At 64.6% G+C, this 24,140-nt stretch carries 18 protein-coding genes; 10 read left to right on the top strand and 8 right to left on the bottom strand.

All coding sequences use genetic code 11. From position 1 onward, the window contains the following. Positions 1-78: 78 nt before the first annotated feature. The 3 genes from NKJ32_RS18020 to NKJ32_RS18030 all read left to right on the top strand — a co-directional run bounded on the left by NKJ32_RS18020 (position 79) and on the right by NKJ32_RS18030 (position 5,087). Complete coding sequence (locus NKJ32_RS18020; protein ID WP_352591691.1) at positions 79-1,452, top strand: cytochrome ubiquinol oxidase subunit I; 1,374 nt, start codon at positions 79-81, stop codon at positions 1,450-1,452. Further along, complete coding sequence (locus NKJ32_RS18025) at positions 1,449-2,453, top strand: cytochrome d ubiquinol oxidase subunit II (RefSeq protein WP_352571564.1); 1,005 nt, start codon at positions 1,449-1,451, stop codon at positions 2,451-2,453. Before NKJ32_RS18020 ends, NKJ32_RS18025 begins: the two co-directional genes overlap by 4 nt. A 99-nt stretch (positions 2,454-2,552) precedes the next feature. After that, a complete protein-coding gene (locus NKJ32_RS18030) occupies positions 2,553-5,087 on the top strand; it encodes a mechanosensitive ion channel family protein (protein WP_352620822.1) in 2,535 nt (844 codons plus the stop codon). A gap of 199 nt (positions 5,088-5,286) precedes the next feature. Here the strand turns inward: NKJ32_RS18030 and msrA are convergent, their stop codons facing one another. The 4 genes from msrA to NKJ32_RS18050 form a co-directional block, all read right to left on the bottom strand. Next, the gene (gene msrA, locus NKJ32_RS18035; protein WP_352620820.1) at positions 5,287-6,015 is read right to left on the bottom strand and encodes a peptide-methionine (S)-S-oxide reductase MsrA; all 729 of its coding nucleotides are present in this window, start codon (positions 6,013-6,015) and stop codon (positions 5,287-5,289) included. A gap of 77 nt (positions 6,016-6,092) precedes the next feature. Continuing rightward, on the bottom strand, positions 6,093-6,413 hold the full coding sequence (locus tag NKJ32_RS18040; RefSeq protein WP_352571561.1) for a hypothetical protein: 321 nt from the start codon (positions 6,411-6,413) through the stop codon (positions 6,093-6,095). Between the two features lie 79 nt (positions 6,414-6,492). Continuing rightward, positions 6,493-7,203 carry a DUF1223 domain-containing protein gene (locus NKJ32_RS18045; RefSeq protein ID WP_352620818.1) on the bottom strand — a complete coding sequence of 237 codons (711 nt, stop codon included), beginning with the start codon at positions 7,201-7,203 and terminating at the stop codon, positions 6,493-6,495. A 179-nt stretch (positions 7,204-7,382) separates the two neighbouring features. After that, on the bottom strand, positions 7,383-8,507 hold the full coding sequence (locus tag NKJ32_RS18050) for a TadE/TadG family type IV pilus assembly protein (protein WP_352828337.1): 1,125 nt from the start codon (positions 8,505-8,507) through the stop codon (positions 7,383-7,385). Between the two features lie 118 nt (positions 8,508-8,625). On the opposite strand from NKJ32_RS18050, the gene lepA reads away from it, so the two are divergent. The 6 genes from lepA to NKJ32_RS18080 all read left to right on the top strand — a co-directional run bounded on the left by lepA (position 8,626) and on the right by NKJ32_RS18080 (position 17,612). Further along, the gene (gene lepA / locus NKJ32_RS18055; RefSeq protein WP_352828339.1) at positions 8,626-10,431 is read left to right on the top strand and encodes a translation elongation factor 4; all 1,806 of its coding nucleotides are present in this window, start codon (positions 8,626-8,628) and stop codon (positions 10,429-10,431) included. A 213-nt stretch (positions 10,432-10,644) separates the two neighbouring features. Beyond that, a complete protein-coding gene (locus NKJ32_RS18060; RefSeq protein WP_352575288.1) occupies positions 10,645-11,199 on the top strand; it encodes a hypothetical protein in 555 nt (184 codons plus the stop codon). Between the two features lie 281 nt (positions 11,200-11,480). Beyond that, a complete protein-coding gene (locus NKJ32_RS18065; RefSeq protein ID WP_352575286.1) occupies positions 11,481-11,855 on the top strand; it encodes a hypothetical protein in 375 nt (124 codons plus the stop codon). Between the two features lie 422 nt (positions 11,856-12,277). Then, a complete protein-coding gene (locus tag NKJ32_RS18070) occupies positions 12,278-12,901 on the top strand; it encodes a CDGSH iron-sulfur domain-containing protein (RefSeq protein WP_352575284.1) in 624 nt (207 codons plus the stop codon). Between the two features lie 247 nt (positions 12,902-13,148). Continuing rightward, complete coding sequence (locus NKJ32_RS18075; protein ID WP_352575282.1) at positions 13,149-15,176, top strand: hydantoinase/oxoprolinase N-terminal domain-containing protein; 2,028 nt, start codon at positions 13,149-13,151, stop codon at positions 15,174-15,176. A gap of 264 nt (positions 15,177-15,440) precedes the next feature. Continuing rightward, positions 15,441-17,612, top strand: a complete 2,172-nt coding sequence (locus tag NKJ32_RS18080) for a malate synthase G (protein ID WP_352828342.1) — start codon at positions 15,441-15,443, stop codon at positions 17,610-17,612. A gap of 253 nt (positions 17,613-17,865) precedes the next feature. Here NKJ32_RS18080 and NKJ32_RS18085 read toward each other — a convergent pair whose 3' ends face one another. The 4 genes from NKJ32_RS18085 to NKJ32_RS18100 all read right to left on the bottom strand — a co-directional run bounded on the left by NKJ32_RS18085 (position 17,866) and on the right by NKJ32_RS18100 (position 22,108). Next, positions 17,866-19,395, bottom strand: coding sequence for a YifB family Mg chelatase-like AAA ATPase (locus tag NKJ32_RS18085; RefSeq protein ID WP_352636259.1), 1,530 nt, complete (start codon positions 19,393-19,395; stop codon positions 17,866-17,868). 163 nt (positions 19,396-19,558) lie between these two features. Beyond that, a complete protein-coding gene (gshB, locus tag NKJ32_RS18090) occupies positions 19,559-20,500 on the bottom strand; it encodes a glutathione synthase (protein ID WP_352575276.1) in 942 nt (313 codons plus the stop codon). 218 nt (positions 20,501-20,718) lie between these two features. Then, positions 20,719-21,093 carry a GtrA family protein gene (locus NKJ32_RS18095; protein ID WP_352575274.1) on the bottom strand — a complete coding sequence of 125 codons (375 nt, stop codon included), beginning with the start codon at positions 21,091-21,093 and terminating at the stop codon, positions 20,719-20,721. A 7-nt stretch (positions 21,094-21,100) separates the two neighbouring features. Further along, positions 21,101-22,108 carry a glycosyltransferase gene (locus NKJ32_RS18100; protein ID WP_352828345.1) on the bottom strand — a complete coding sequence of 336 codons (1,008 nt, stop codon included), beginning with the start codon at positions 22,106-22,108 and terminating at the stop codon, positions 21,101-21,103. 129 nt (positions 22,109-22,237) lie between these two features. Here NKJ32_RS18100 and NKJ32_RS18105 point away from each other — a divergent pair, with 129 nt between their 5' ends. Further along, positions 22,238-24,127, top strand: coding sequence for a GtrA family protein (locus NKJ32_RS18105; protein ID WP_352828347.1), 1,890 nt, complete (start codon positions 22,238-22,240; stop codon positions 24,125-24,127). The last annotated feature ends 13 nt before the right edge of the window (positions 24,128-24,140 follow it).

Genomic DNA, 24,140 nt, shown 5'->3' on the forward strand with positions numbered 1-24,140 from the left:
CCTCGCGGCGGGACGCCGCTTTGACCGTCCGGTGCATCAAGCCTATCCTTCAACAAACAAGCAGCAGCCGGAGCCGCCATGGACCCGCTCATTCTGTCGCGCATACAGTTCGGCGCGAACATCTCGTTCCACATCCTGTTCCCGGCGATCACCATCGCGCTCGGCTGGGTGCTGCTGTTCTTCAAGCTCCGCTACAACGCGACAAACGATTCCGCCTGGATGCGCGCTTATTTCACCTGGGTTAAGGTATTCGCGCTGTCCTTCGCCATGGGCGTGGTTTCCGGCGTCACCATGAGTTTTCAGTTCGGCACCAACTGGCCGGGCTATATGGAGACGGTCGGCAACATTGCCGGCCCGCTGCTGGCCTACGAAATCTTGACCGCCTTCTTCCTCGAGGCGGCGTTCCTCGGCATCATGCTGTTCGGCTTCCGCCGTGTCTCGAACCGCGTCCATACACTGGCGACGGTGCTGGTGGCCGGCGGCACCACCTTGTCCGCCTTCTGGATCATCGCGCTCAATTCGTGGATGCAGACGCCGGCCGGCTTCGAAATGCGCGATGGTGTTGCGCACGCCACCGACTGGTGGGCCGTTGTCTTCAATCCGTCCATGCCCTACCGGCTCGTCCATATGCTGCTTGCTTCGGGCCTGACCGTCTCGTTCCTGGTCGCCGGCCTGTCGGCGCTGCGCTATCTCTACGGCGATCGCTCGGAATCGATGTGGAAGGCGCTGCGCACCGGCGTCTTCACCGCCGCGATCCTGATCCCGATCCAGATCTTTGCCGGCGACCAGCACGGCCTCAACACGCTGGAACACCAGCCGCAGAAGATCGCCGCGATGGAGGCCAACTGGAACACCGGTCCCAACGTGCCGCTGGTGCTGTTTGCGCTTCCCGATGAAGCGGCCAAGGAGAACAGGTTCGAGCTCATCATTCCCGATGGCGCCAGCCTCATCCTCAGGCACAGCGCCGGCGGCATCGTACCGGGGCTGAACGATTATGCCGGCAACCATCCCCCGGTATTTCCGGTGTTCTGGGGCTTTCGCATCATGGTCGGCACCGGCCTCCTGATGCTCGCCGTCTCCTGGTCGGCGGCCTTCTTCCTCAAGCGCCGCCACGGCCTGCCCAAGCCGCTGGCGCTTGTCATGGTGCCGATGGCGCTGTCCGGCTGGCTGGCGACGCTGGCCGGCTGGTACACCACCGAGATCGGCCGCCAGCCCTGGCTGGTCACCGGCGTGCTGCGTACCGCCGATGCTGTCGGGCCGGTCGCCGGCAGCCATATCGCGCTGTCGCTCGCGGTCTATCTCATCCTCTATGTGCTGCTCTTGATCGCCTATCTCGGCGTGTTGGTGCATCTGGCATTGAAGGCGGCGAAGGATGGTGACACCTCGCCGCTACCGGGCGTCATGAACAGGCCGCTGTCGCAGCCGGTTGCGCAACCAGGAGAAACATCATGAGCTTCGACTGGCCGACCCTGCTGCCTCTGATCTTCGCCGGCCTGATGGGCCTCGCTATCCTGATCTACGTCATCCTCGACGGCTTCGATCTCGGCATCGGCATCCTGTTCGCCGCAGCCGAAGACACCGAACAGGATACGATGATCGCCGCCATCGGCCCGTTCTGGGACGCTAACGAGACCTGGCTGGTGCTGGCGGTGGGCTTGCTGCTGGTCGCCTTTCCATTGGCGCACGGCACCATTCTGACGGCGCTCTACATTCCGGTCTTCGTGCTGCTGGTCGGCTTGATCCTGCGCGGCGTCGCCTTCGATTTCCGCGCCAAGGTGCCGGCCGGCAGGAAGCACCGCTGGAACCGCATCTTCTTCCTCGGCTCGGTCATCGCTTCGCTGGCGCAAGGTTATATGCTCGGCGTCTATGTGCTCGGCCTCGACGTCGGCCCTGGCGGCATGGCGTTCGGCGCGCTGGTGGCGCTCTGCCTTGCCGCGGCCTACGCGGCGATGGGCGCGGCCTGGGTCATCTATAAGACCGAAGGCGATCTGCAGAAGAAGGCGGTGCTGTGGCTGCGCACGGCGTTGGTGCTGACCGCGCTCGGCATGGTCGCGGTATCGCTGGCCACGCCCTTTGCCAGCGCGCGCATCTTCGACAAATGGTTCGTCTGGCCGGCCATGCTCTATTTGTCGCCGCTGCCGATCCTGTCGGCAGTGCTGTTCCTGTGGCTGTGGCGCCAGACCTTCCATCTGCCGAAGCCCGACGACCGCCACGCGCTGCTCCCGTTCCTGACATTGGCCGCGATCTTCACGCTCGGCTTTGCCGGCCTCGCCTGGTCGTTCTACCCCTTCGTGGTGCCCGACCGGCTGACCATCTGGCAGGCTGCTTCGGCACCCGAAAGCCTGGCCGTCATCCTGGTCGGGACGGTCGTCGTGCTGCCGATCATCATCTTCTATTCGTTCTTTGCCTACCGGGTGTTCGCCGGCAAGGCGACGGATCTGACCTATGACTGACCGGTATCGCCGTCGCCTGAAACAGAATATTCATCTTCAAGCGGAATAACCTTCTCTGGCCGGCCCAGCAGAATCGCCGGCAAGAAGAAGGGCAACAGAATGAACCCCTTTTCTGCGGCAGGACAGGATCGGCTGCTGCTTTTGCTGATCCGGACGGTCGCGCTGATCGGCGCACTCGCGCTTGCCGGCCTGCTGCCGGCCATGCCGCAGGCGCATGCCCAGGACGCGGCCAACTGGACGGGCGTGTGGGACACGAAGTGGCGCGGCGGCGGCGCCCAGATCAAGTTCGAGCAGACGGGCACTGACGTAAAGGGCGTGTACCCGCTTTATAACGGCCGTATCGAGGCCAAGGCCGAAGGCGACAAGCTTGTCGGCCACTGGTTCGAAGGCGACCGCCAGGGCGCCTTCACCTTCGTCCAATCGCCTGACGGCGGCAGCTTCATGGGCCGCTTCGATGCCGCCACCGCCGAATGGTGGACAGGTGTGCGCGTCAGCGCCGTCGAGGACGTCCGTGTCGACCAGTCGAGCCCGATGAGCACCATGCGCTCGTTCCTGCAGACGATGAACGAGAGCGGCGCCGACAACGTGCCGCGCGCCACCGGTGGCGGCATGGGTCTTGCCGGTCTGGCAGCGGGTCTCGTCGACGTCACCGAGGCCGACCGCGGCGGCCTCAACATGCCCGATTACACCAAGCTTCTGTTCACCGTCATCGACAACGCGACGTTCCGTCTGTGGAGCCTGCCGCATGATGCGATTTCCGGAGACGAGGTGACGGCGACGCTGCCGCAATACGGCACCAGGGTCTCCTTCGCCGTCACTTTTCGCCGCAAGAATGGCGACTGGTTCATCGTCGGGCCGCCACTTGGCCAACTCCAGGCAAAGCTCGCCGAATTCCAGGAAGCGCGTGGCGAAGCCGTCGACATGGTCGACGATCCGAGCAGGCTCGCCTCGCCGCGCGACACGTTCAAGGTACTGTTGAGCGGCCTCACCGAAGCCGGCGACCCGGCCCAGGCGGCGCTCGACCTGCGCAACTACAGTCAGGCGGTGCGTGGCGACGAGGCGTTCCTGCTCGAGCGCTATCTCAAAAAGGTCATCGACCGCATCGGCTACGTCTATTGGCAGGAGATCCCCGACGATCCGAAGAGCAACACCCCCTTCGTCTATTTCGAGCATCCCGCCGGCAACATCGTCATCGGCCCAGTCGAGACTGAGAAGGGCAAGATCTGGCAGTTCACGCCCGAGACGCTCGCCCACATCCGCGCGCTCTACGCCGATGTCGAAGACATGCCGGTGGCGCCGGAATTCGCCGCCTTCGCCAGCACCGACCCGTTCTTCATCGCCCGTGGCCTCGCCCGCGAGATCAGCCCCGGCCTGCTCACCCGCGCCGGCCCGATGGAGCACTGGCAATGGTGGATGCTCGGCCTTGCCGCACTGGCCGGCATCGTCTTCGGCTTCATCGCCAATGCGCTGATTTCCTTGTTTGTGCGAAGGACGGACAGCCCGGCCTTCTTCCGCATTGTCGAATGGGCGGTGCGCTCGATCGTGCTTGGCCTCTTCCTGCTGTTGACGCTGCGCCCGCTCGGTCTGCCGCAAGTGGTCGCCGCCCCGGTCAAGGCAATCGCCTGGAGCCTGGTCGTGATTGGCGCCGTGCCGGTGGTCTGGCACCTGATCGGCAAGGTCGCCGACCATTACCGTGGACTGTGGCAGGTGCCCGGCTATCACGACACGCTGATTTCGCTGTCCACCGGCGTGGCGCGCGTCGCCGTGCTGGTCGTCGCCTTCCTGCTGCTGGCCGAAGTGCTCGCCATCCCCTACGAAGGCGTCATTGCCGGTCTCGGCATCGGCGGTCTGGCGGTGGCGCTGGCGGCGCAGCCGACGCTGCAGAACTTCCTCTCCGGCCTGACGCTCTATGCCGACCGGCCGGTCAGCGTCGGCGACTTCTGCAAGTTCGGCGACCAGTCCGGCACGATCGAGCATATCGGCATGCGCTCCACCCGCATCCGGTCGCTCGACCGCACGATCATCTCGGTGCCAAACTCGGATTTCGCCGGCATGCAGATCGAGAACTACGCGCATCGCGACCGCACCCGGTTCGCGACGACGCTGCAGCTGCGCTACGAAACGACGCCCGATCAGCTACGTTACGTCCTGGCCGAGCTGCGCAAGTTGCTGATTGCCCATCCGCGCGTCATCGATGAGCCGTGCCGCGTGCGCTTTGCCGGCTTCGGCGCCTATTCGCTCGATATCGACGTGTTCACTTATATCAAAACCGCCGACGTGGCCGATTTTCAAGCCATCCGCGAGGACATCCTGTTGTCCATGATCAACATCATGGATGATGCCGGCGCGCAGTTCGCCTTCCCTTCGTCACTGGAATACAGAGCCACCGACCTTCCGGTCGACGACGAAAAACGCATCGCCGCGGAGAAAAGGGTCAGCGATTGGCGCGAGGCGCAAAACCTGCCTTTCCCCGACTTCAGCCAGATCGACAAATTCGCCCTCAACAACACACTTGCCTACCCGCCTGAGGGCTCGGCGCATTATCGCGAGACAGAGCCCGACCCGGACTCGGCCGAGGCAAAGGCGACGCTGGAGAAGGTGCGCTGGAGCCTGCCCTGGAAAAAGGGGGAGTAGTGCGAAGCGCGGAAACTGCTGATCTCCCCCCTTGAGGGGGAGATGTCGCTGAAAGCGACAGAGGGGGTCGCCGCGCGTGGAGTGCCAACTTCGTCTTCCTCGATATGCCGGACCGCGTCGCGCCAACCGAACCGACCCCCTCTGGCCTGCCGGCCATCTCCCCCTCAAGGGGGGAGATCAGCAGGCCCCGCCGCAAAACTCAGCTCTTGCTGGCGGCCAGCACCAGTACCGGCTTTTCGCGGTAGAGGTTGGGGAAGAGCCGCTTCAGATTCTCGACCTTGGGCAGATCGTTGTAGACGATATAGGGATAGGTCGGGTTGAGCGTCAGAAAGTCCTGGTGATAGTCCTCGGCCGGATAGAAGGTCTTGCCGGTCTCCAGCGTCGTCACGATCGGCTTGGGAAACACCTTGGCCTTGTCGAGCTGGGCGATGTAGCCTTCGGCGATCTTTTTCTGCGTGTCGTTTTCGGCAAAGATCGTCGAACGGTACTGGGTGCCGCTGTCCGGCCCCTGGTAGTTCAGCTGCGTCGGATTGTGCGCGACCGAGAAATACACCTGCAGCAGCTGGCCGTAGGTCACCTCGGACGGCTCGTAGGTGATCTCGACGGATTCGGCATGGCCCGTCCGGCTGGTGCCGACCATTTCATAGACGGCCGTGTCCTTGTCGCCGCCGGCATAGCCGGAAACGGCGCTGGTGACGCCGTTGACGTGCTGGAACACGCCTTGCACACCCCAGAAGCAGCCGCCGGCGAAGACCGCCTTTTCGGTGCCGGCGGTGGCCTTCTCGTCCAATGCCGGCGGCGGGATCACCACCGCGTCTTCGGCCGAGACTGCCGGCGTCTGCCAGAGCACGGCCGCGGCGGCCGTGAGGATGAGCGCGGCAAGTGCTGCTTTTGCGAAAATCGACGATCGTTTCAGGGCTCCCGTCATGTCTGATCTCCCATGATGCTGGTGTGGATTATACGACGGATAGGTCCGCCGGGCTCTCACATTGCTGTGCGCATCGCCTATTTGGCCGGAGCCATGGCATCGCAGGCCTTGGTCGCTTCGGCTTTCTTCATGGCGTCCGTCTCGGCGGCGGCCTTGGCCATGCAGTCGGCCTTCATCGGATCTGTCGCCTTCATCGCGGTCGTGGCCATCGCGTCAGCCGCCATGGCGCCGGCCGGCTTCATTGCGTCCGTTGCCGGTTTCATGGCGTTTGTTGCCATGGCGTTCGCCGGCTTCATCGCATCTTCGGCCCGCGCCGCGCCTCCTGCGAACAGCGCCGTCGAGCAAAGTGCGAAGGCGAGTGCCGCCAGGGTCGGGCGATTGGTCAAAGGATTGGTCATGATGATCTCCTAGGGTTTGGCAGGGGTTGACGGCATGCAGCGGCGCCGCTGCGGCGTTGCGCAAATTTCGGAACGGGTTCTAATTCGCTGCGGCAGCGAGGATCGGCCCGCCGCCCGGCACCTGCACCAGCACCGCTGTGCTGAGGCCGCCCGTCGCCGCCGGCAGCGGCAGTGCGGTGGCGTCGCCGGTCCAACTGCCCAGCCTGGTCAGCGAATGCACGACATTGGCGTGCGGCAGCGTGCGGCCGGTGTTTTCTCCGCGCGCCACCGGCACCTCGACGACGCCCTTGTCGTAACGCACCAGCCAGACATCGGCCCTGCCGCCGGGCACCGGACCGGCGCCGATGCTGACCTTCCCGCCGGCGAGCGACAACGAAGGTCCGTCACCGTGGCCGCCACTCGAAATCAGCTGCTCGATCTCGCCCGGCCTGGCGCCGACGGCATCGGCCCTGCCGTTGACCACCACTTGCGGCGTGAACGGGCCGGAACGGCCGAGCGACGGTTCATAGCGGACCTGGCGCTGCGTGAATTCTTCTTTGCCGAATGTGTCCTTCCAGCCGAGATAGTCCCAGTAGGTGACGTTGAAGGACAGCGCCAGCACGCCGGGCCGGTCCTTGACCTTGATCAGATTGGCGTTGGCCGGCGGACAGGACGAGCAGCCCTGGCTGGTGAACAGCTCTACGACGGTCAGCGTCTGGCCGGCGGCCGCGCTGGTTGCCGACAGCACAGTCGCGGAAAACAGTGCCGCGGCGAGCCCCATCAGGGCTGTGCTTCGTTCCGATCCGGTCATCGCTGTTCTCCTGTGCGGTTCCATGTCCACACTTCGCCGCCGACACACGGTTCGTTACAGCATCACCGCTTCGTGATTGAGGAGAAGTCCGAGTTCCTAGAGCATTAGCGAGAGCCGAGGGGATGTCCGATCTCCCCCCTTGAGGACCCACAAGGGGGAGATCGGCACTCAAGTCGCCCCTATTGTGTGAGCACGGTTTCCGAAGGCCGCTTGTTGAACGCGCACTTGCCGGTCACAAAATAGGAAAAATCGGCATCGTCTATGGTGTTGTTGGTAAGTGATCCGCCATCTTCCCACGCTTGACTGCTGGTGATGCCGCACGGCACGGCCTCAAAGATGTCGACAGTCGTATTGGCCAGCGTCTTGACCTTGTCGATAAACAATCGGTCGGACGTGGCCGGATCGTCCGATCGCAGGGTTTCTTTCGTGCCCGAGGCCAGATAGCCGCCGCCAAGACCAGGATTGGGATTCGGAATCTTCATCTCCAGAGACAGGTTATCCATGTCCTTCACGTCGATCACCGCACCGGCGCCGGTCGCGGGATACATCGTGTTGACGCAGGTGGTTGCGTATTTCCTGGTACCGCTGATCTGAGTGATTGTGCCGGTGGGCAAGCCATAGAAGCTGGTCACCGTGACGGTCGTGCATACTTGTTTCTGGACCAGCGTCTCCGTCGTTCCGTTGATCGTGTAAACAGAGGACGTCCCGTAGCCTTTGGGATCGCCAAACCTGTTGTACGCGTAGGAGATCCTCATCAGCTTGTTGGCCGCCGCGTCACCGGGTTTGGTGCCGTAGAGCGTCACCGTCTTGTCCCACCAGCCAGAGATCTTGTCGACCTTGAACGTGGCTTGCACCAATGCCGGCCGCTTTGTCACTGCCGACGCAACACCGATCTGCACCGTGTTGATCCTGGCGATCTGCATGAAATTCGTCGGCATGGCAAAGCCGGCCGAAGCCTTGATGCTGGCGGCGCCGTCGGTGGCGACGACGAAGCTGTCGAGCTTGGCCGTGCCTTGCCCGCCATTGGCCAGGTATGCCTCCTGCAGTTTTACCTGGCGGTCCGCCAGTGAGGTGTCCGTCGAAAGCGTCGTGATCGACAGCGACGCTGCATCGAGGGCGTTCTGCATCGATGCCCTGGTTGAAACCGCAGAGGTATAGTCGATGGAAAAACCCAATGCGGCAACCATCGGGATAAGCAAGATGGCGAGCAATGGCGCGAACGAGCCGCTCACCGATTTGAGAAATTTGCGTGCTGACAACGGCATTCCGATCCCCCCGAAACGGCGATGGCCAGTGGCTATCACGCCGGGCGCGAACTATGCTCTAATCTCATGGATCAAAGTTTAACGACTTTGCCGCCCCGCCGCCGCACCCGCGCCCCGCCGCTTGCCGATGTAGCGTGCCCCTGCTAAAGCGCGGCGCATGACCACGCCGATCAAAAACATCCGCAACTTCTCCATCGTTGCCCATATCGACCATGGCAAATCCACGCTTGCCGACCGGCTGATCCAGTCGACCGGCGGGCTGGAGCTGCGCGACATGAAGGAGCAGGTGCTGGACTCGATGGACATCGAGCGCGAGCGCGGCATCACCATCAAGGCGCAGACGGTGCGGCTGAAATACCGCGCCAACAATGGCGAGGACTATGTCCTCAACCTGATCGACACGCCCGGCCATGTCGACTTCGCCTATGAAGTGTCGCGCTCGCTCGCCGCCTGCGAAGGTTCGCTGCTGGTCGTCGACGCCTCGCAAGGCGTCGAGGCGCAGACGCTGGCCAATGTCTATCAGGCGATCGACAACAACCACGAAATCGTCGTGGTGCTGAACAAGGTCGACCTGCCCGCCGCCGAGCCCGAGCGCATCCGCGAACAGGTCGAGGAGGTGATCGGCATCGACGCCTCCAACGCCGTGCTGATCTCGGCCAAGACGGGGCTTGGCATTCCCGACGTGCTGGAGGCGATCGTCAACGATCTGCCGCCGCCGCGCGAGGGCGACATCACGGCCCCGCTGAAGGCGATGCTGGTCGACTCCTGGTACGATGCCTATCTCGGCGTCATCGTGCTGGTCCGCATCATCGACGGCGTCTTGAAGAAGGGCCAGACCATCCGCATGATGGGCACCGGCGCCAGATACCTGGTCGAGCGCACCGGCGTCTTTACGCCCGCCCGCATCAATGCTGACGAGCTCGGCCCCGGCGAGTTCGGTTTCTTCACCGGCTCGATCAAGGAGGTTGCCGACACCCGCGTCGGCGACACCATCACGGAGGACAAGCGGCCGACGGCGCAAGCCCTGCCCGGCTTCAAGCCGGCACAGCCGGTGGTGTTCTGCGGCCTGTTCCCGGTCGACGCCGCCGATTTCGAGGATTTGCGCGCCGCGGTCGGCAAGCTGCGCCTCAATGACGCGTCCTTCTCCTTTGAAATGGAAACCAGCGCCGCGCTCGGCTTCGGCTATCGCTGCGGCTTCCTCGGGCTGCTGCATCTCGAAATCATCCAGGAGCGGCTGGAGCGCGAATTCAATCTCGACCTCATCGCCACCGCACCTAGTGTCGTCTATCGCCTGCTGTTGAACGATGGCACGGTCAAGGAACTGCACAACCCAGCCGACATGCCCGACGTGGTCAAAATATCGGCCATCGAGGAGCCGTGGATCCGCGCCACCATCCTCACCCCCGACGACTATCTCGGCGGCATCCTAAAACTCTGTCAGGACCGGCGCGGCATCCAGGCCGACCTGTCCTATGTCGGCAAGCGCGCCATGCTGATCTACGATTTGCCGCTCAACGAGGTGGTCTTCGACTTCTACGACCGGCTGAAGTCGATCTCCAAGGGCTACGCCTCGTTCGACTATCATTTGACCGACTACAAGGAAGGCGACCTGGTCAAGATGTCGATCCTGGTCAACGAAGAGCCGGTCGATGCGCTGTCGATGCTGGTCCACCGTACGGCGGCGGAAAAGCGCGGCCGCCAGATGTGCGAGAAACTGAAGGAGCTGATCCCGCACCATCTGTTCAAGATCCCGATCCAGGCGGCGATCGGCGGCAAGGTCATCGCCCGCGAGACCATCTCGGCGCTGCGCAAGGACGTCACCGCCAAATGCTACGGCGGCGACGTCTCACGCAAGCGCAAGCTGCTCGACAAGCAGAAAGAGGGCAAGAAGCGGATGCGCCAGTTCGGCAAGGTGGACATCCCGCAGGAAGCGTTTATCCAGGCCTTGAAAATGGGGGATTGAGAAGCCGGTTGGCGCGCACAGCGCGCCAACCCATCGATCCAGTGAATCGATGGCAGGCTTCGAAAGCGGGGGAGCTGCCGGAGGCAGCGGGCCCCCCGCCAGCGCGGCGCTGAAGCTGCATGGTGGAGATTGGGCAGAAGAGTGCGACAGGTCAGCAAGCTGGATACGCGCCGGCCATTGCGACCCTTCAGGACAGCGGACCATCATTGGAGAATGTCCCGCCTTGAAGTATCCTTGCGGCTTCGGGGGAGACATCTGCGCTCCACTCTGGACCTCGTCGCCGCGATCGGCCTCGCCATCGGCGGCGCTTTCGGACTCGCCGGCACCTTCGTCGAGAGCGCCGAACTTCGCGAAACGCTCTGGACGATCGACGGCGTGGCGCTCGTGGTGGCGACCGCGCTGTTGACGATGAAATATCAGCGCCAGGGCAATGACTGCGTGGCGGCTGGATTTTTGATCTTTCTCGCCGGCGAAAGCCTGCTGCTCTCCGGCAATGCGGCGGGGCTTGAGGCCAGCGTGCCCTCCTATGTCGGCGGTATCTCGCTTTGGGCGGCGGCGCTGGTCATGGTCAGCGCGCCGAAAACCTTCGCGCTGTGGATGCGGCTCACGGCTGTCGTGGCCGCCGTGCTGTTTGTCGTGTCGGCCGGCCTGATCCTGTGGGGGGCGCCTTTGCTGCCGACCTCGGCGCCGCTGCCTGCTGCCGGATATCCCTTTCTGGTGCTCACATTCATCGGCTGGATCTGGACGCTGCTGAAGCCCGGGCGTTGAGTCCAGTCGGACCGCCCCCTCTCCGGCCGCTTCGCGGCCACCTCTCCCCCACTTTGTGGGGGCGAGGAACCCAGGTGTTGTGAGGCTTCGGTGATTGGCATTCCTCGCCCCACGAAGTGGGGAGAGGTGGTTTGCGAAGCAAACCGGAGAGGGGTCTTCCTTGGCAACCTCGCGCGTCACGCGGAGCGCAAATGCGGGAATCACCTCTTCCACCCATCCCGCCGCCATGCCATGTTCCCGTCGCGGCCGGGCAGGCCGTGTCATTCCGGGGGGAAATCATCATGTCGTCTTACGCTTTCGCGCGCCGCGTCGCCGCGTCGCTGTTCATTGTCATGCTGTTTGCGCCCGTCGCGCATGCCGGCGATGTCACTTTCGAGATCAGGAACAGCCATCCGAACGCCATGCGCGTCGAGCTCTACAGCCAGGACCGCGACCATGTCTGGCCGGGCAACAATCAGGATTACTATCTCAATGACGGCGAGACCAAGGCGATCCCGCTGTCCTGCAAGGACGGCGAATCGATCTGCTACGGCGCCTGGGTCGATGGCGACGAGAATACCTATTGGGGCGTCGGCCCCGGCAATACGGAAAAGTGCGACGATTGCTGCTACACCTGCAGTGGCGGCGAGACCGAGGAAATCGATCTGGTTCCGTGACGTGGCAGATCTCCCCCCTTGAGGGGGAGATGTCGCCAAAGGCGACAGAGGGGGTCGCCGCGCATAGAGCGCCAACCTGTTCTGCAGCAGTAGGCCGAGTCCGGTCGTGCCGACCCCCTCTGGCCGCTGCGCGGCCATCTCCCCCGCGAGGGGGGAGAGGGCCGTCCCGCGAGTGCAGGCCGGCAACGGAATTTCAAAGCTGAAACAAAAAACCCGCCTCGGCAGGCGGGTCGTTGGAGCCAATTGACACCATACTCAAATTAGTAACTGCCGGCACAAAGCAAGAACAAAATGTGGTGCTGCGAGCAAAAAATGCGAATTCCCTTACCGCCGCGCCCGAGGTCGGCCCTCACGAGGGGGAGAATGCTGCCTTGACGTCGTCCTGACTGTCGCCATAGCGTAGTCCGACAGGAGACCCACCCATGGCAGTGGTCGAAGGCGAGAACATCGACATCGGCTTTTCGGGAAAACGTTGCATCCATTCGCGCAACTGCGTGCTGGGCGATCCTCGTGTCTTCGTGCCCAATGCGCCCGGCCAGTGGATCCACCCCGAGGCGGCCAGCGTCGAGAAGATCGTGGCGCTCGCCGAAGCCTGCCCGTCCGGCGCCATCACCTATGTCCGCAAGGATGGCGGGCCGCAGGAACAGCCGCCGGTGGTCAACATTGTGCGCATAAGGGAAAACGGTCCGCTTGCCATCCATGCCGAGATCGTGTTGGGCGGCGAAACGTTTTACCGCGCCACGCTCTGCCGCTGCGGCGCCTCGGAAAACAAGCCGTTCTGCGATGGCAGCCACACCAAATCGGGCTTCACCGCCACCGGCGAACCGCCGCTGAAGGATACGCCGGCGCTGGAAGTGCGGAATGGCTCGCTGACGGTGACGCCGACGACCAACGGCCCGCTCAAGCTCGAAGGCAATGTCGAAATCGTCACCGGCACAGGCCACACGGTCGACCGTACGCAACGCACCTTCCTCTGCCGCTGCGGCCACTCCGCCAACAAGCCGTTTTGTGACGGGTCGCATAAGCGCGTGGGGTTTGTCGGGTAGGCGCCGCCGCTATCTCCCTCCTTGAGGGGGAGATGTCGCCGAAGGCGACAGAGGGGGTCGGTGCGTCCTGACGCCAACGCCATCGCGGCCAGAGAATGCCGGCGCTCCACGCGAGACGACCCCCTCTGGCCTGCCGGCCATCTCCCCCTCGAGGGGGGAGATTACGCTGCCTTGGCCCAGCGCTCGTGCCTTTATCGCCCGGCCCGTATCGGCTAAGGGGCGGGGCAGCAATTCTCCGGACCCAAATATGACCGCCAAGCCCAAACCCTCACCCCTGTTCCTCGGCATCGACACTGGCGGCACCTATACCGACGCGGTGCTGTGGTCGGAAGCCGGCGGCCCCGGCGGAAAAGTGCTGGCCAAGGCCAAGGCGCTGACCACCCGCCACGACCTGGCGGTCGGCATATCGGGCGCAGTCGATGCGGTGCTGCAAAAGGCCGGCACCGACCCGACTGCGATAAAACTGGTGTCGATGTCGACGACGCTTGCCACCAATGCGCTGGTCGAGGGCCAGGGCGGCCGCGTGGCGCTGGTGATGATCGGCTTTGCCGAGGGCGACCTTGCCCGCGACGGGCTGAAGGCGGCGCTCGGCACCGACCCGGTGGTGTTCTGCCCCGGCGGCCACGATGTCCATGGCAATGCGGCAAAGCTCGATCTTTCCGGGCTGGAGGCAGCTTTGCCGGAACTGGAAAAGTCGGTGTCCGGCTTTGCCGTCTGCGCCTATTTCGCCACCCGCAACCCGGCGCATGAGCTAAGCGCGCGGAACCTGATCCGCGACAGGACCGGCCTGCCGGTCACCGCCAGCCACGAACTGTCGGCCAAGCTCGGCGGCCCGCGCCGGGCGCTGACGACATTGCTCAACGCCAGGCTGATCTCGATGATCGACCGGCTGGTCGCGGCAACCGAAGGTTTTTTGGCCGCGCGCAACATCGCCGCCCCGCTGATGGTGGTGCGCGGCGACGGCGCTTTGGTCTCGGCCGCCTTTGCCCGCCAGCGGCCGATCGAGACCATCCTGTCCGGCCCGGCTGCCAGCCTCGTCGGTGCCCGCCACATGACCGGCCTCGACGATGCTGTGGTCTCCGATATCGGCGGCACCACCACCGACGTCGCCGTGCTCGACAAGGGCCGGCCGCGGCTCGATCCGGAAGGCGCCACCGTCGGCGGTTTCCGCACCATGGTCGAGGCCGTCGCCATGCGCACTTTTGGGCTCGGCGGCGATTCCGAAGTGGCGCTGGAGGATGGCGCGCTCAGCCCGAAGATCCTGCTCGGCCCGCGCCGCCTGGTGCCGCTGGCGCTGGCCGGCTTGATGCATGGCGAGGCCGTCACATCAGAACTGGAACGCCAGCTGCGCGCGCCTAATCCCGGCCGCATGGATGGCCGCCTCGCGGTGCGCACCGGCGTGCCGGAGCGGCTTGCGGCCGGACTGACCGGCGCCGAAGCCAAGCTTTACGAGCTGATTGGTGCCGTGCCGCAGGCTCTCGACAGATTGCTGACCTCGAACGCCCAGAACGCCACCTTGAACCGGCTGGTGTCGCGCGGGCTGGTGCATGTCGCCGGCTTCACGCCGTCGGACGCCGCGCATGTGCTGGGCAGGCAGGCCAATTGGGATGCGGCCGCGGCGCGTCTGGGTGCCGAGCTGTTCGCGCGCAGGCGCGACGGCCGCGGCCAGTTCATCGCCGCCTCGCCGGAGGCGATCTCGGAACGGGTGCTGACCGCGCTGACCCGCCTGTCGGCCGAAGTCATCCTCGAGACCGCCTTCGCCGAGGACGGGCTGGATGGCGCGGCGACCGTCGCCCATGCCCTGGTCCAGCGCGCCGTCGACGCGCATCCCGGCATCGCCCGCTTGAGCGTCGCCCTCGACCGTCCGGTCATCGGCCTCGGCGCCTCGGCGCCGCTGCATTATGCCGGCCTGGCCGAGCTGGTCGGCAATGAATGCGTGGTGCCGCAGGATACCGACGTCGCCAACGCGCTTGGCGCCGTCGTCGGCCAGGTCCGGGTGTCGGCGGAGGCGCGGGTCAGCCAGCCCAAGGAAGGGCTGTTCCGCGTTGCCTCAGGTGAAAGCGTGCGCGATTTCAACGACGAAGCAGCGGCGATCGCCGCGGCGGAGAAAGATGTGCGCGCGATTGCCGCCGGGCGGGCTAAGGACGCCGGCACCGACAGCGCCGAGATCGAAATCGCCAGCGAGTTCCGCGTCTCCACCGTAGAGGGCCAGCGCATGTTCATCGAGGCGCATGTCGTGGCGGTGGCGTCGGGACGGCCAAGGATTGCGGTGTGAGCGCGTAATCTCCCCCCCGAGGGGGAGATGTCGCCGAAGGCGACAGAGGGGGTCGCCTCGCATGAAGCGCGACGCGATTTGGTGCAAAGAAGAGGTTGCACTCCACGCGAGGCGACCCCCTCTGGCCTGCCGGCCATCTCCCCCTCAAGGGGGGAGATCGGCAGCGAAAACGCCCTACCTTCACCTTAGGCCGAGTTGACCCTACAACCTTGCCATGTCAAAGGCCCGAGGCCGGCAAGCCGGCCAAGCCTTGGAGAAGCCCTGATGACCGATCGCGTCGAGATCGCCGGATTGCGGATTGCCCGCGCGCTTCATGATTTTGTCGTGAACGAGGCGCTGCCGGGCACCGGCATTGAAGCGGAGGCATTCTGGAGCGGTTTTTCGGCGATCGTCCATGATCTCTCGCCAAAAAACCGGGCGCTGCTCGAAAAGCGCGATGCCATGCAGGACAAGCTCGACCGCTGGTATCGCGACAATGGCGCGCCCGTCGACATGGAGGCCTACAAGACGTTCCTCCGCGAGATCGGCTATCTCCTGCCCGAGGGGCCGGCGTTCAGCGTGACCACCGAAAATGTCGACCCGGAAATCGCTTTGGTTGCCGGGCCGCAGCTGGTGGTGCCGGTGATGAACGCGCGTTATGCGCTGAATGCCGCCAATGCGCGCTGGGGCTCGCTGTACGATGCGCTCTACGGAACCGACGCCATCCCGGAGACGGACGGCGCCGAGCGAGGCAACAAATTCAATCCGGCGCGCGGCGCCAAGGTCGTCGCCTGGGTGAAAAGCTTCTTCGACGAGGCGGTGCCGCTCACGACAGGCAAATGGGCCGGCGTCAACGGGCTTTCGGTCGCCAATGGCATGTTGCGGCTGGGCGAGGGTGCCGGCGCCACCACGCTTGCCGACCTCAGACAGTTTGCCGGCTATCGCGGCGATGCCGCCGACCCCGAAGCCGTCCTGCTGGTCAAGAACGGCCTGCACATTGAAATCGTCATCGACCGCAACAACCAGATCGGCCGCACCGATCCGGCCGGCATTGCCGATGTCCTGCTGGAATCGGCGCTGACCACCATCCAGGACTGCGAGGATTCGGTGGCGGCCGTCGATGCCGAGGATAAGGTGCTGGTCTACCGCAACTGGCTCGGCCTGATGAAGGGCGACTTGGCGGAGGAGATCACCAAGGCCGGCAAGAGCTTTGTCCGGAGGCTCAACCCCGACCGCACCTATACCGCGCCGGATGGCGGCACGCTGACCTTGCCCGGCCGCTCGCTGATGCTGGTCAGGAATGTCGGCCACCTTATGACCAATCCGGCGATATCGGATCGCGACGGCAACGAGGTGCCGGAAGGCATTATGGATGCGGCGCTGACGGCGCTGATCGCGCTGCATGACATCGGCGTGAACGGGCGCCGCGCCAATTCTCGCGCCGGCTCGATGTACATCGTAAAGCCCAAGATGCACGGGCCCGACGAAGTTGCCTTCGCCGTCGAGATTTTCGACCGTGTCGAGGCGCTGCTCGGCGTGCCCAAAAACACCCTCAAGATGGGCATCATGGACGAGGAGCGGCGCACCACCGTCAACCTCAAGGAGGCGATCCGCGCCGCGAAAGAACGCGTCGTCTTCATCAACACCGGCTTCCTCGATCGCACCGGCGACGAGATCCACACCTCGATGGAGGCCGGCCCGATGATCCGCAAGGGCGACATGAAGCAGGCCGCCTGGATTGCCGCCTACGAAGCCTGGAACGTCGACATCGGGCTGGAATGTGGGTTGGCCGGCCACGCCCAGATCGGCAAGGGCATGTGGGCGATGCCCGACCTGATGGCGGCGATGCTGGCCGAGAAGATCGCCCATCCCAAGGCTGGCGCCAACACCGCCTGGGTGCCGTCGCCGACGGCGGCGACGCTGCACGCCACCCACTATCACAAGGTCGACGTCCATGCCGTGCAGGCGGCACTGAAGAGCCGGCCCAAGGCAAAACTCGACGACATCCTGTCGGTGCCGGTCGCGGTGCGGCCGAACTGGTCTCAGGCGGACATCCAGAAGGAACTCGACAACAACGCGCAAGGCATTCTGGGCTATGTCGTGCGCTGGATCGACCAGGGCGTCGGCTGTTCGAAAGTGCCGGACATAAACGACGTCGGCCTGATGGAGGACCGCGCCACGCTGCGCATCTCCTCGCAGCACATCGCCAACTGGCTGCATCACGGCGTCTGCACGCCCGAGCAGGTCATGGAGACGATGAAACGCATGGCGGCGATCGTCGACCGCCAGAACCAAGGCGATCCGCTCTACCGGCCGATGGCGCCGGATTTCGACAAGTCCATCGCCTTCCTCGCCGCCTGCGACCTGGTCTTCAAAGGCCGCGTGCAACCCAACGGCTACACCGAGCCAGTGCTGCACGCGCGGCGGCTGGAGCTGAAGGCGCGGGATAACGGCTGAACCGAAAGCACGATGCACGCAGGCCAAGGGTAAGCGCCGGCGTCCCCCTCCCCCTTGAGGGGAGGGTGGCCCGAAGGGCCGGGTGGGGTCGCCAATGCAGTGCGCCAACCCAATTCTGACGGTGCGCCCTAGGAGGAGCATCGCAACGCTCCGCACCTCGGCCGGTTTCGAAATGCGACAGGCCGAGCGTCTCACCGGCGACCCCACCCGGCCGCTTCGCGGCCACCCTCCCCTCGAGGGGGAGGGAAAAACGCTACGCCGCTTGTGCCATCCGTTCCGAGCTCATGCGGTAGGAAATCGCTTCGGCCAGATGGATGCGGCCGACCGTCTCGCTGGCCTCGAGATCGGCCAGGGTCCGCGCCACCTTCAGGACGCGGTGATAGGCCCGCGCGGAAAAGCCAAGCTTTTCGCTGGCGTCCCTGAGCAGAGACAGGCCGGCGGCATCGGGCATGGCGATCTCCTCGATGACTGACGGCGAGCAATGGGCGTTGGTGGTGGCGGTCGCGCCGAGCCGCTCGAAGCGCTCGCGCTGGATCGTACGGGCGCGGGCAACACGTAGTGCGACGGCGGCACTTTTCTCCGCCCGGTCCGGCCGGATCAGATCGCTGGCCGAGACCGCCGGCACCTCGATCCTGAGATCGATGCGATCGAGCAGCGGGCCGGAAATGCGCGCCTGGTAGTCGGTGCGGCAGCGATCGCCGCGTAGACAGCGATAGCCCGGCTCGCCGGCCATGCCGCAACGGCACGGGTTCATCGCCGCGACCAGTTGGATACGCGCCGGATAGGTGACGCGATGATTGGCGCGCGCGATCATGCAGTCGCCGGTCTCGAGCGGCTGGCGCAGTGCATCGAGCGCCTGCGGCGAGAATTCGGGGAACTCGTCGAGGAACAGCACGCCGTGATGGGCAAGCGAGGCCTCGCCCGGCCGCACGCGCAGACCGCCGCCGACCATCGCCGCCATCGAGGCCGAATGATGTGGCGCGCGGAACGGCCGCCGGTCGGTGAGTTTTCCTTCGCCGAGTTCGCCGGCCACCGAGGCGATCATCGAGACTTCGAGCAATTCCCTGGGCGCCAGCGGCGGCAGGATCGACGGCAGCCGCTGCGCCAGCATCGACTTTCCCGACCCCGGCGGTCCGACCATCAGAAGATTGTGGCCGCCGGCCGCCGCCACCTCCAGCGCCCGCTTGGCGGTCTCCTGGCCCTTGATGTCGGCAAGGTCGGGCAGGTCGCGCGCCGAGGCATGGATGCCGGCTTCCGGCCGCGACAGAACCTGCGTGCCGCGAAAATGATTGGCGATGGCGATCAGGCTGCGCGGCGCCAATATGTCGAAATCCTTGCCGGCCCAGGCCGCTTCCGGCCCGCAGGCGAACGGGCAGATCAAGCCCTTGCCTTCGGCATTGGCACCGATTGCCGCCGGCAGCGCGCCAGCCACCGCGGCGATGGTGCCGTCGAGCGACAATTCGCCAAGCACGACATAGCCGGCCAGCATGTCGCCCGGAATGGCGCCGAGCGCCGCCATCAGCCCGAGCGCGATCGGCAAATCGTAGTGGCTGCCTTCCTTGGGCAGGTCGGCGGGCGCCAGATTGACGGTGACCTTCTTCGACGGCATCGACAGGCCGGATGCATGAAGTGCTGCCTGCACCCGCTCGCGGCTTTCGGCTACGGCCTTGTCGGCCAGCCCGACGATGTGCATGTTGACCTTGCCCGGCGCGATCATCACCTGCACGTCGACCGGCACGGCCTCGATGCCCTGGAAAGCAACCGTGCGAACCCGCGCCACCATGTCTTCACCCCGGATGCAGGCTTTTGCCCCAAGCCTTTGCGATCATGCCGCGAACGGCGTCACCCGAGACAACCACAGATTTCCGGCGAAGGCAAGAACATTTGGGGAACAGCTGAGCGCAACGGCGGCAATGGTTTGCAACGCGGCCGCTCGCGAAGCGAGGCTAGTTGCGCTTCTCCTCCACGGCATCCCAGAACAGGCTGGCGATGTCGGCGCCGCCGAAGCGCTGCACTTCGCGTATGCCGGTCGGTGAGGTCACGTTGATCTCGGTCATGTAGTCGCCGATCACGTCGATGCCGACAAGGATGAAGCCGCGCTCCTTCAGCGCGGGGCCGATGCGGGCACAGATCTCGCGTTCGCGCACCGTCAGCTCGGTTTTTTCAGCGCGGCCGCCGACATGCATGTTGGAGCGCGAATCATGCTCGGCCGGTACCCGGTTGATGGCGCCGACCGGCTCGCCGTCGATCAGGATGATGCGCTTGTCCCCGGCCCGCACCTCTTTCAGATAGCGTTGCACGATGTAGGGTTCGCGGAACATCTGGCCGAACATTTCGAGCAGCGAGGCGAGATTGCGGTCGGCCTCGTGCAGGTGGAAGATGCCGGCGCCGCCATTGCCATAGAGCGGCTTGACGATGATGTCGCCGAACTCCTTGCGGAAGGCGGCGACCTCGAGCGGATCCTTGGTGATCAGCGTCGCCGGCATCAGGTCGGAAAATTCGGTGACGAAGATCTTTTCCGGGCTGTTGCGCACCCAGGCCGGGTCGTTGACCACCAGGGTCTTCGGATGGATGCGCTCGAGAATATGCGTGGTGGTGATGTAGTTCATGTCGAAGGGCGGATCCTGCCGCAAAAGGATGACGTCCATCTCCGAAAGATCGGTGCGGACTTCTTCGCCCAGCGAATAATGATTGCCCTTCTCGTCGCGAACCTGCATCGCCTCGATACGGGCAAACACCTTGCCGTCGCGCAGCGACAGCCGGTCGGGCGTGTAGTGGAACAGCCGGTGGCCGCGCCGCTGCGCTTCCAGCGACAGCGCAAACGACGTGTCGCCGGCTACCGACACGCTGGAGATGTGGTCCATCTGGACGGCGACTTTCAGGGGCATGGCAGCTCTCCGGCGCACTTGGAGCGATCCACTTGGACGCACAAAGTACGCTCCAACATTTTTTGAATCCATGCATCGTGCTTTCCGAAAATCGATTCCGATTTTTCGGGCCGATGCATCGACGACAGCGATATAAGGAAATCGGCGGCCTCTGCCAATCGGCCAAGGTCATGATGAGGCTGCGCTTCGCTTGGCGCAGATCCCAACGCGATGTGCCTTCAGCGGTCGAAGACCAGCTTGGAATAGCCGAGGAAGGACAGCGCCATGGCGACCAGCGAGGCGACCGCAAGGGCTATGAGCGGCGACACCATCGGCAGCGCGAACAGCATGGCGCAATAGACGAGATAATTGACGAGGCTGGTGGCAATGCCGACGCCGCCATAGCGTGCGCCCTCTTGCGCGACGCCGCGGCTGGAAGGCGAGAAGGTCAGATGGCGGTTGATCAGCCAGGTGACGGACAGGGCAAAACCGATCGAGATGATGCGGGCCGCCAAGGGCCCAAGCGGCGTTGTCGCCAGCACCAGCCAAAGCGCACCCGCGTCGGCGACGAAGCCGATGCCGCCGGCGACAATGAAGCGGGCGAGGCGTCCCATTTAGGCTCTAGGCCGCCCGCGGGGTCTTGCGCGGTCCGGTCTTCAAAGTCGCGAGCGCAATTGCGCGTTCGCGTTCGACGCGGCCGGAAGGCATCGACAGATAGAAGATGCGCTTCTGCTCGGCTCGGCCGTGCGACACCGAATCGAGGATCACCCCGGTCACCGCCGCCAGCATCGACAGCAGCAGCAGGCCGACCGACAGAACCCAGGTCGGCATGCGCGGCACAAGCCCGGTTTCGGCGAACTCGATCAGCACCGGCGCCATCAGAAACAGGCTTGATGCCAGGAAGAACACCGAAAAAGCGCCGAAGAAACGCAGCGGCTGCGTCTCCTTCATCAGCATGGCGAACATCCACAGGATCTTCGCGCCGTCGCGAAAGGTCGACAGCTTCGACGAGGAGCCTTCCGGCCGGCGGCCATAGTCGAGTCCGATCTCGCTGACCGGCAATTTGAGCTGCGAGGCGTGCACCGACATTTCGGTCTCGATCTCGAAACCGCCGGAAACGGCGGGAAAACTCTTGACGAAGCGCCTGGTGAAGGCGCGGTAACCCGAGAAGATATCGGTAAAGTCCGAACCGAACAAACGTTTGTAGAGGCTGTTGAAGATGCGGTTGCCGAAGGCGTGGCCTGTCCTGCCGGCGTCGTTGGCGACGCCGCGCCTGGTGCCCACCACCATGTCGGAGCGCTCGGTCAGCAGCGTGTTGATCAGTTGCGGCGCGTCCTCCGGCGCATAGGTGCCGTCGCCGTCGGCCATCAGGTAGATGTCGGCCTCGATGTCGGCGAACATGCGGCGCACGACATTGCCTTTGCCCTGGCGCGGCTCGCGCACCACGATGGCGCCGGCGGCGCGGGCTCGGAGCGCGGTCAGGTCGCGCGAATTGTTGTCGTAGACATAGATCGCGGCGGCAGGCAGCGTTTCGCGAAAGCGCCGCACCACTTCGCCGATCGTCAGCTCCTCATTGTAGCAAGGCAGGAGCACGGCGATGCTCGGCTCATGGCGCATTTCTTGTGGCATTTTCGTCTCCGGATGCCCTGTGAGGCCCCTGACCGCTCAAGCGCCGGCCTCGCTCGGGCGGCTTTACTATTTATTGAAGCTGTTAAGGCTAGGTTTAAACCGCCCCGTATTCCTTCCAAAGGTCCCGATATGAGCACAGCCGACGATGGCGCCTCCATTTGGAGGTCCGATATCGCGCTGGCGCTGCTTGCCACGGTGCTGGCGCTTGCCGTCAATGCCTTTGCCGGCTTCCCGGCACTGACCAATGCCGGCGGCGACAACGACAATCTGCTGCGCCTCGTCGAAGTTCGCGACATGCTGGCCAGCCAGGGCTGGTTCGATCTCCACCAGTACAGGATGGGCCTGGAAGGCGGTTTCGTCATGCATTGGTCGCGGCTGGTCGATGCGCCGATCGCCGCCATCATCATCGCCGTATCGGCCCTGACCGGCAGCGCGGCCTTTGCCGAGAATGTTGCGCAAGTGCTGTGGCCGACGCTGCTCTTCTGCCTGACCGTGTTTTTCACCGCCCGCGCCGCACGCAGCTTTGCCGGTGACAGCGCCGTGCTGCCCGCTGTCGTGGTCGGCGCTGCCGCACTGTATTTCATTGGCATTTTTTCGCCTGGCGCGCTCGATCACCACAATATCCAGCTGATGCTGAGCATGGCCAGCCTGAGCCTATTGCTTGAAGCGCCAATGCGCAGGCCGGCGGCATTGCTCTCCGGCCTGTGCGCCGGATTGATGCTGGCCGTCGGTATGGAGACCGCCCCTTATGTGGCCACCTTCGGCGCCTCTGTCGCCATGCTGTTCGCCCTCGGCGCCAATGGCGAGAGGCTGATCGCCAGGGATTTCGGCCTCGGCTTTGCCGGCGTGTCCGCTCTCGTCTTTGTCGCCACCATTGCGCCGTCTGCCTGGGGTCAGGCGCAATGCGACGCCTTTTCGACCGTGCAGTTCGTCGTCGCGGCGATTGCCGGAACCGGCCTTGCGGCGATAGCGTCGGTCGAGCCCGCCGGCCGCACGCGCCAATGGCGTATCGCCTCGCTTGGCCTGCTTGCCCTTCTATTGGCCGCTGCAATCGTCTTTTTGTTCCCACAATGCCTGGCAGCGCCCTATGCCAACCTCGATCCGCGCCTCAAGGAGCTATGGCTTGATCACATCGACGAGGCGCAATCGCTGTTCAAGCTGCTCGCTGAAGATCCGGCCGGGGTGGTGGCGCGCTATGCCACGCCGCTCATCGCGCTCGTGCTGATGGCGCTTCGCCTTGGCCGTGGCGGCTGGCGGCGGCAGGACAGCCTTGTCGGCGCGCTGCTTGCCGTGGCCTTCATCGTCAGCGCTTGGCAGGTGCGCGGTTCGACATTCTCGATCGCCTTCGCTGTCATCCCGCTTGCCGCCTGGATTGCCAAATGGCGTCAACGGGCCGAGGCCAGCGCGTCGCGCGGTGTGGCGCTGCGCATGGCTGCCGTCTGGCTGGTTTCGGTGAATGCGGTCTGGACTGGGGCTGCCGCGGCAACCTCGGTCGCCTTCGAGGACAGCAACACCACGGCGGATAATGGCGACGGCACCGATGTCGCTTGCCAGCGCATGGCCTCCTTTGCGGCACTCGGCCGCCTGCCCGGCACCACCGTGCTGGCAATTTCCAATCTCGGATCGCCTATCCTGGCCTATTCCGGACATCACGTCTTCGCCGGGCCCTACCATCGCAACGTCGCCGGCAACCTGCTGGCGCTCGATGCCTTCCTTGGGTCCAATGCCGATGCCAGGACGGTCGTGGCGGATCATCACGTCGGCCTCGTCGCGCTGTGCCCCGGCAGCGCCGAAAGCAAGCTCCTCGCCGCCAAGGCGCCGGCAGGCTTTCTTGCCGGGCTGATGCGCGGCAGCGTGCCGGAATGGCTTGAGCCGGTTGCCGGGACCAGCGGAGCCGCCGTCGAATTGTACCGCGTCCGGCTGGGCAACCGATCGATCGGCGGCCCGTGCGGCCTTTTGTCGGACATAAGTCCTGACAATCCACTCTTTCGCCCTTGCCCGCCCGACATGGCTGGATAGGATGCGCGCCGGC

This window comes from Mesorhizobium sp. M0159, from assembly GCF_040322295.1.
Classification (GTDB): Bacteria; Pseudomonadota; Alphaproteobacteria; order Rhizobiales; family Rhizobiaceae; genus Mesorhizobium.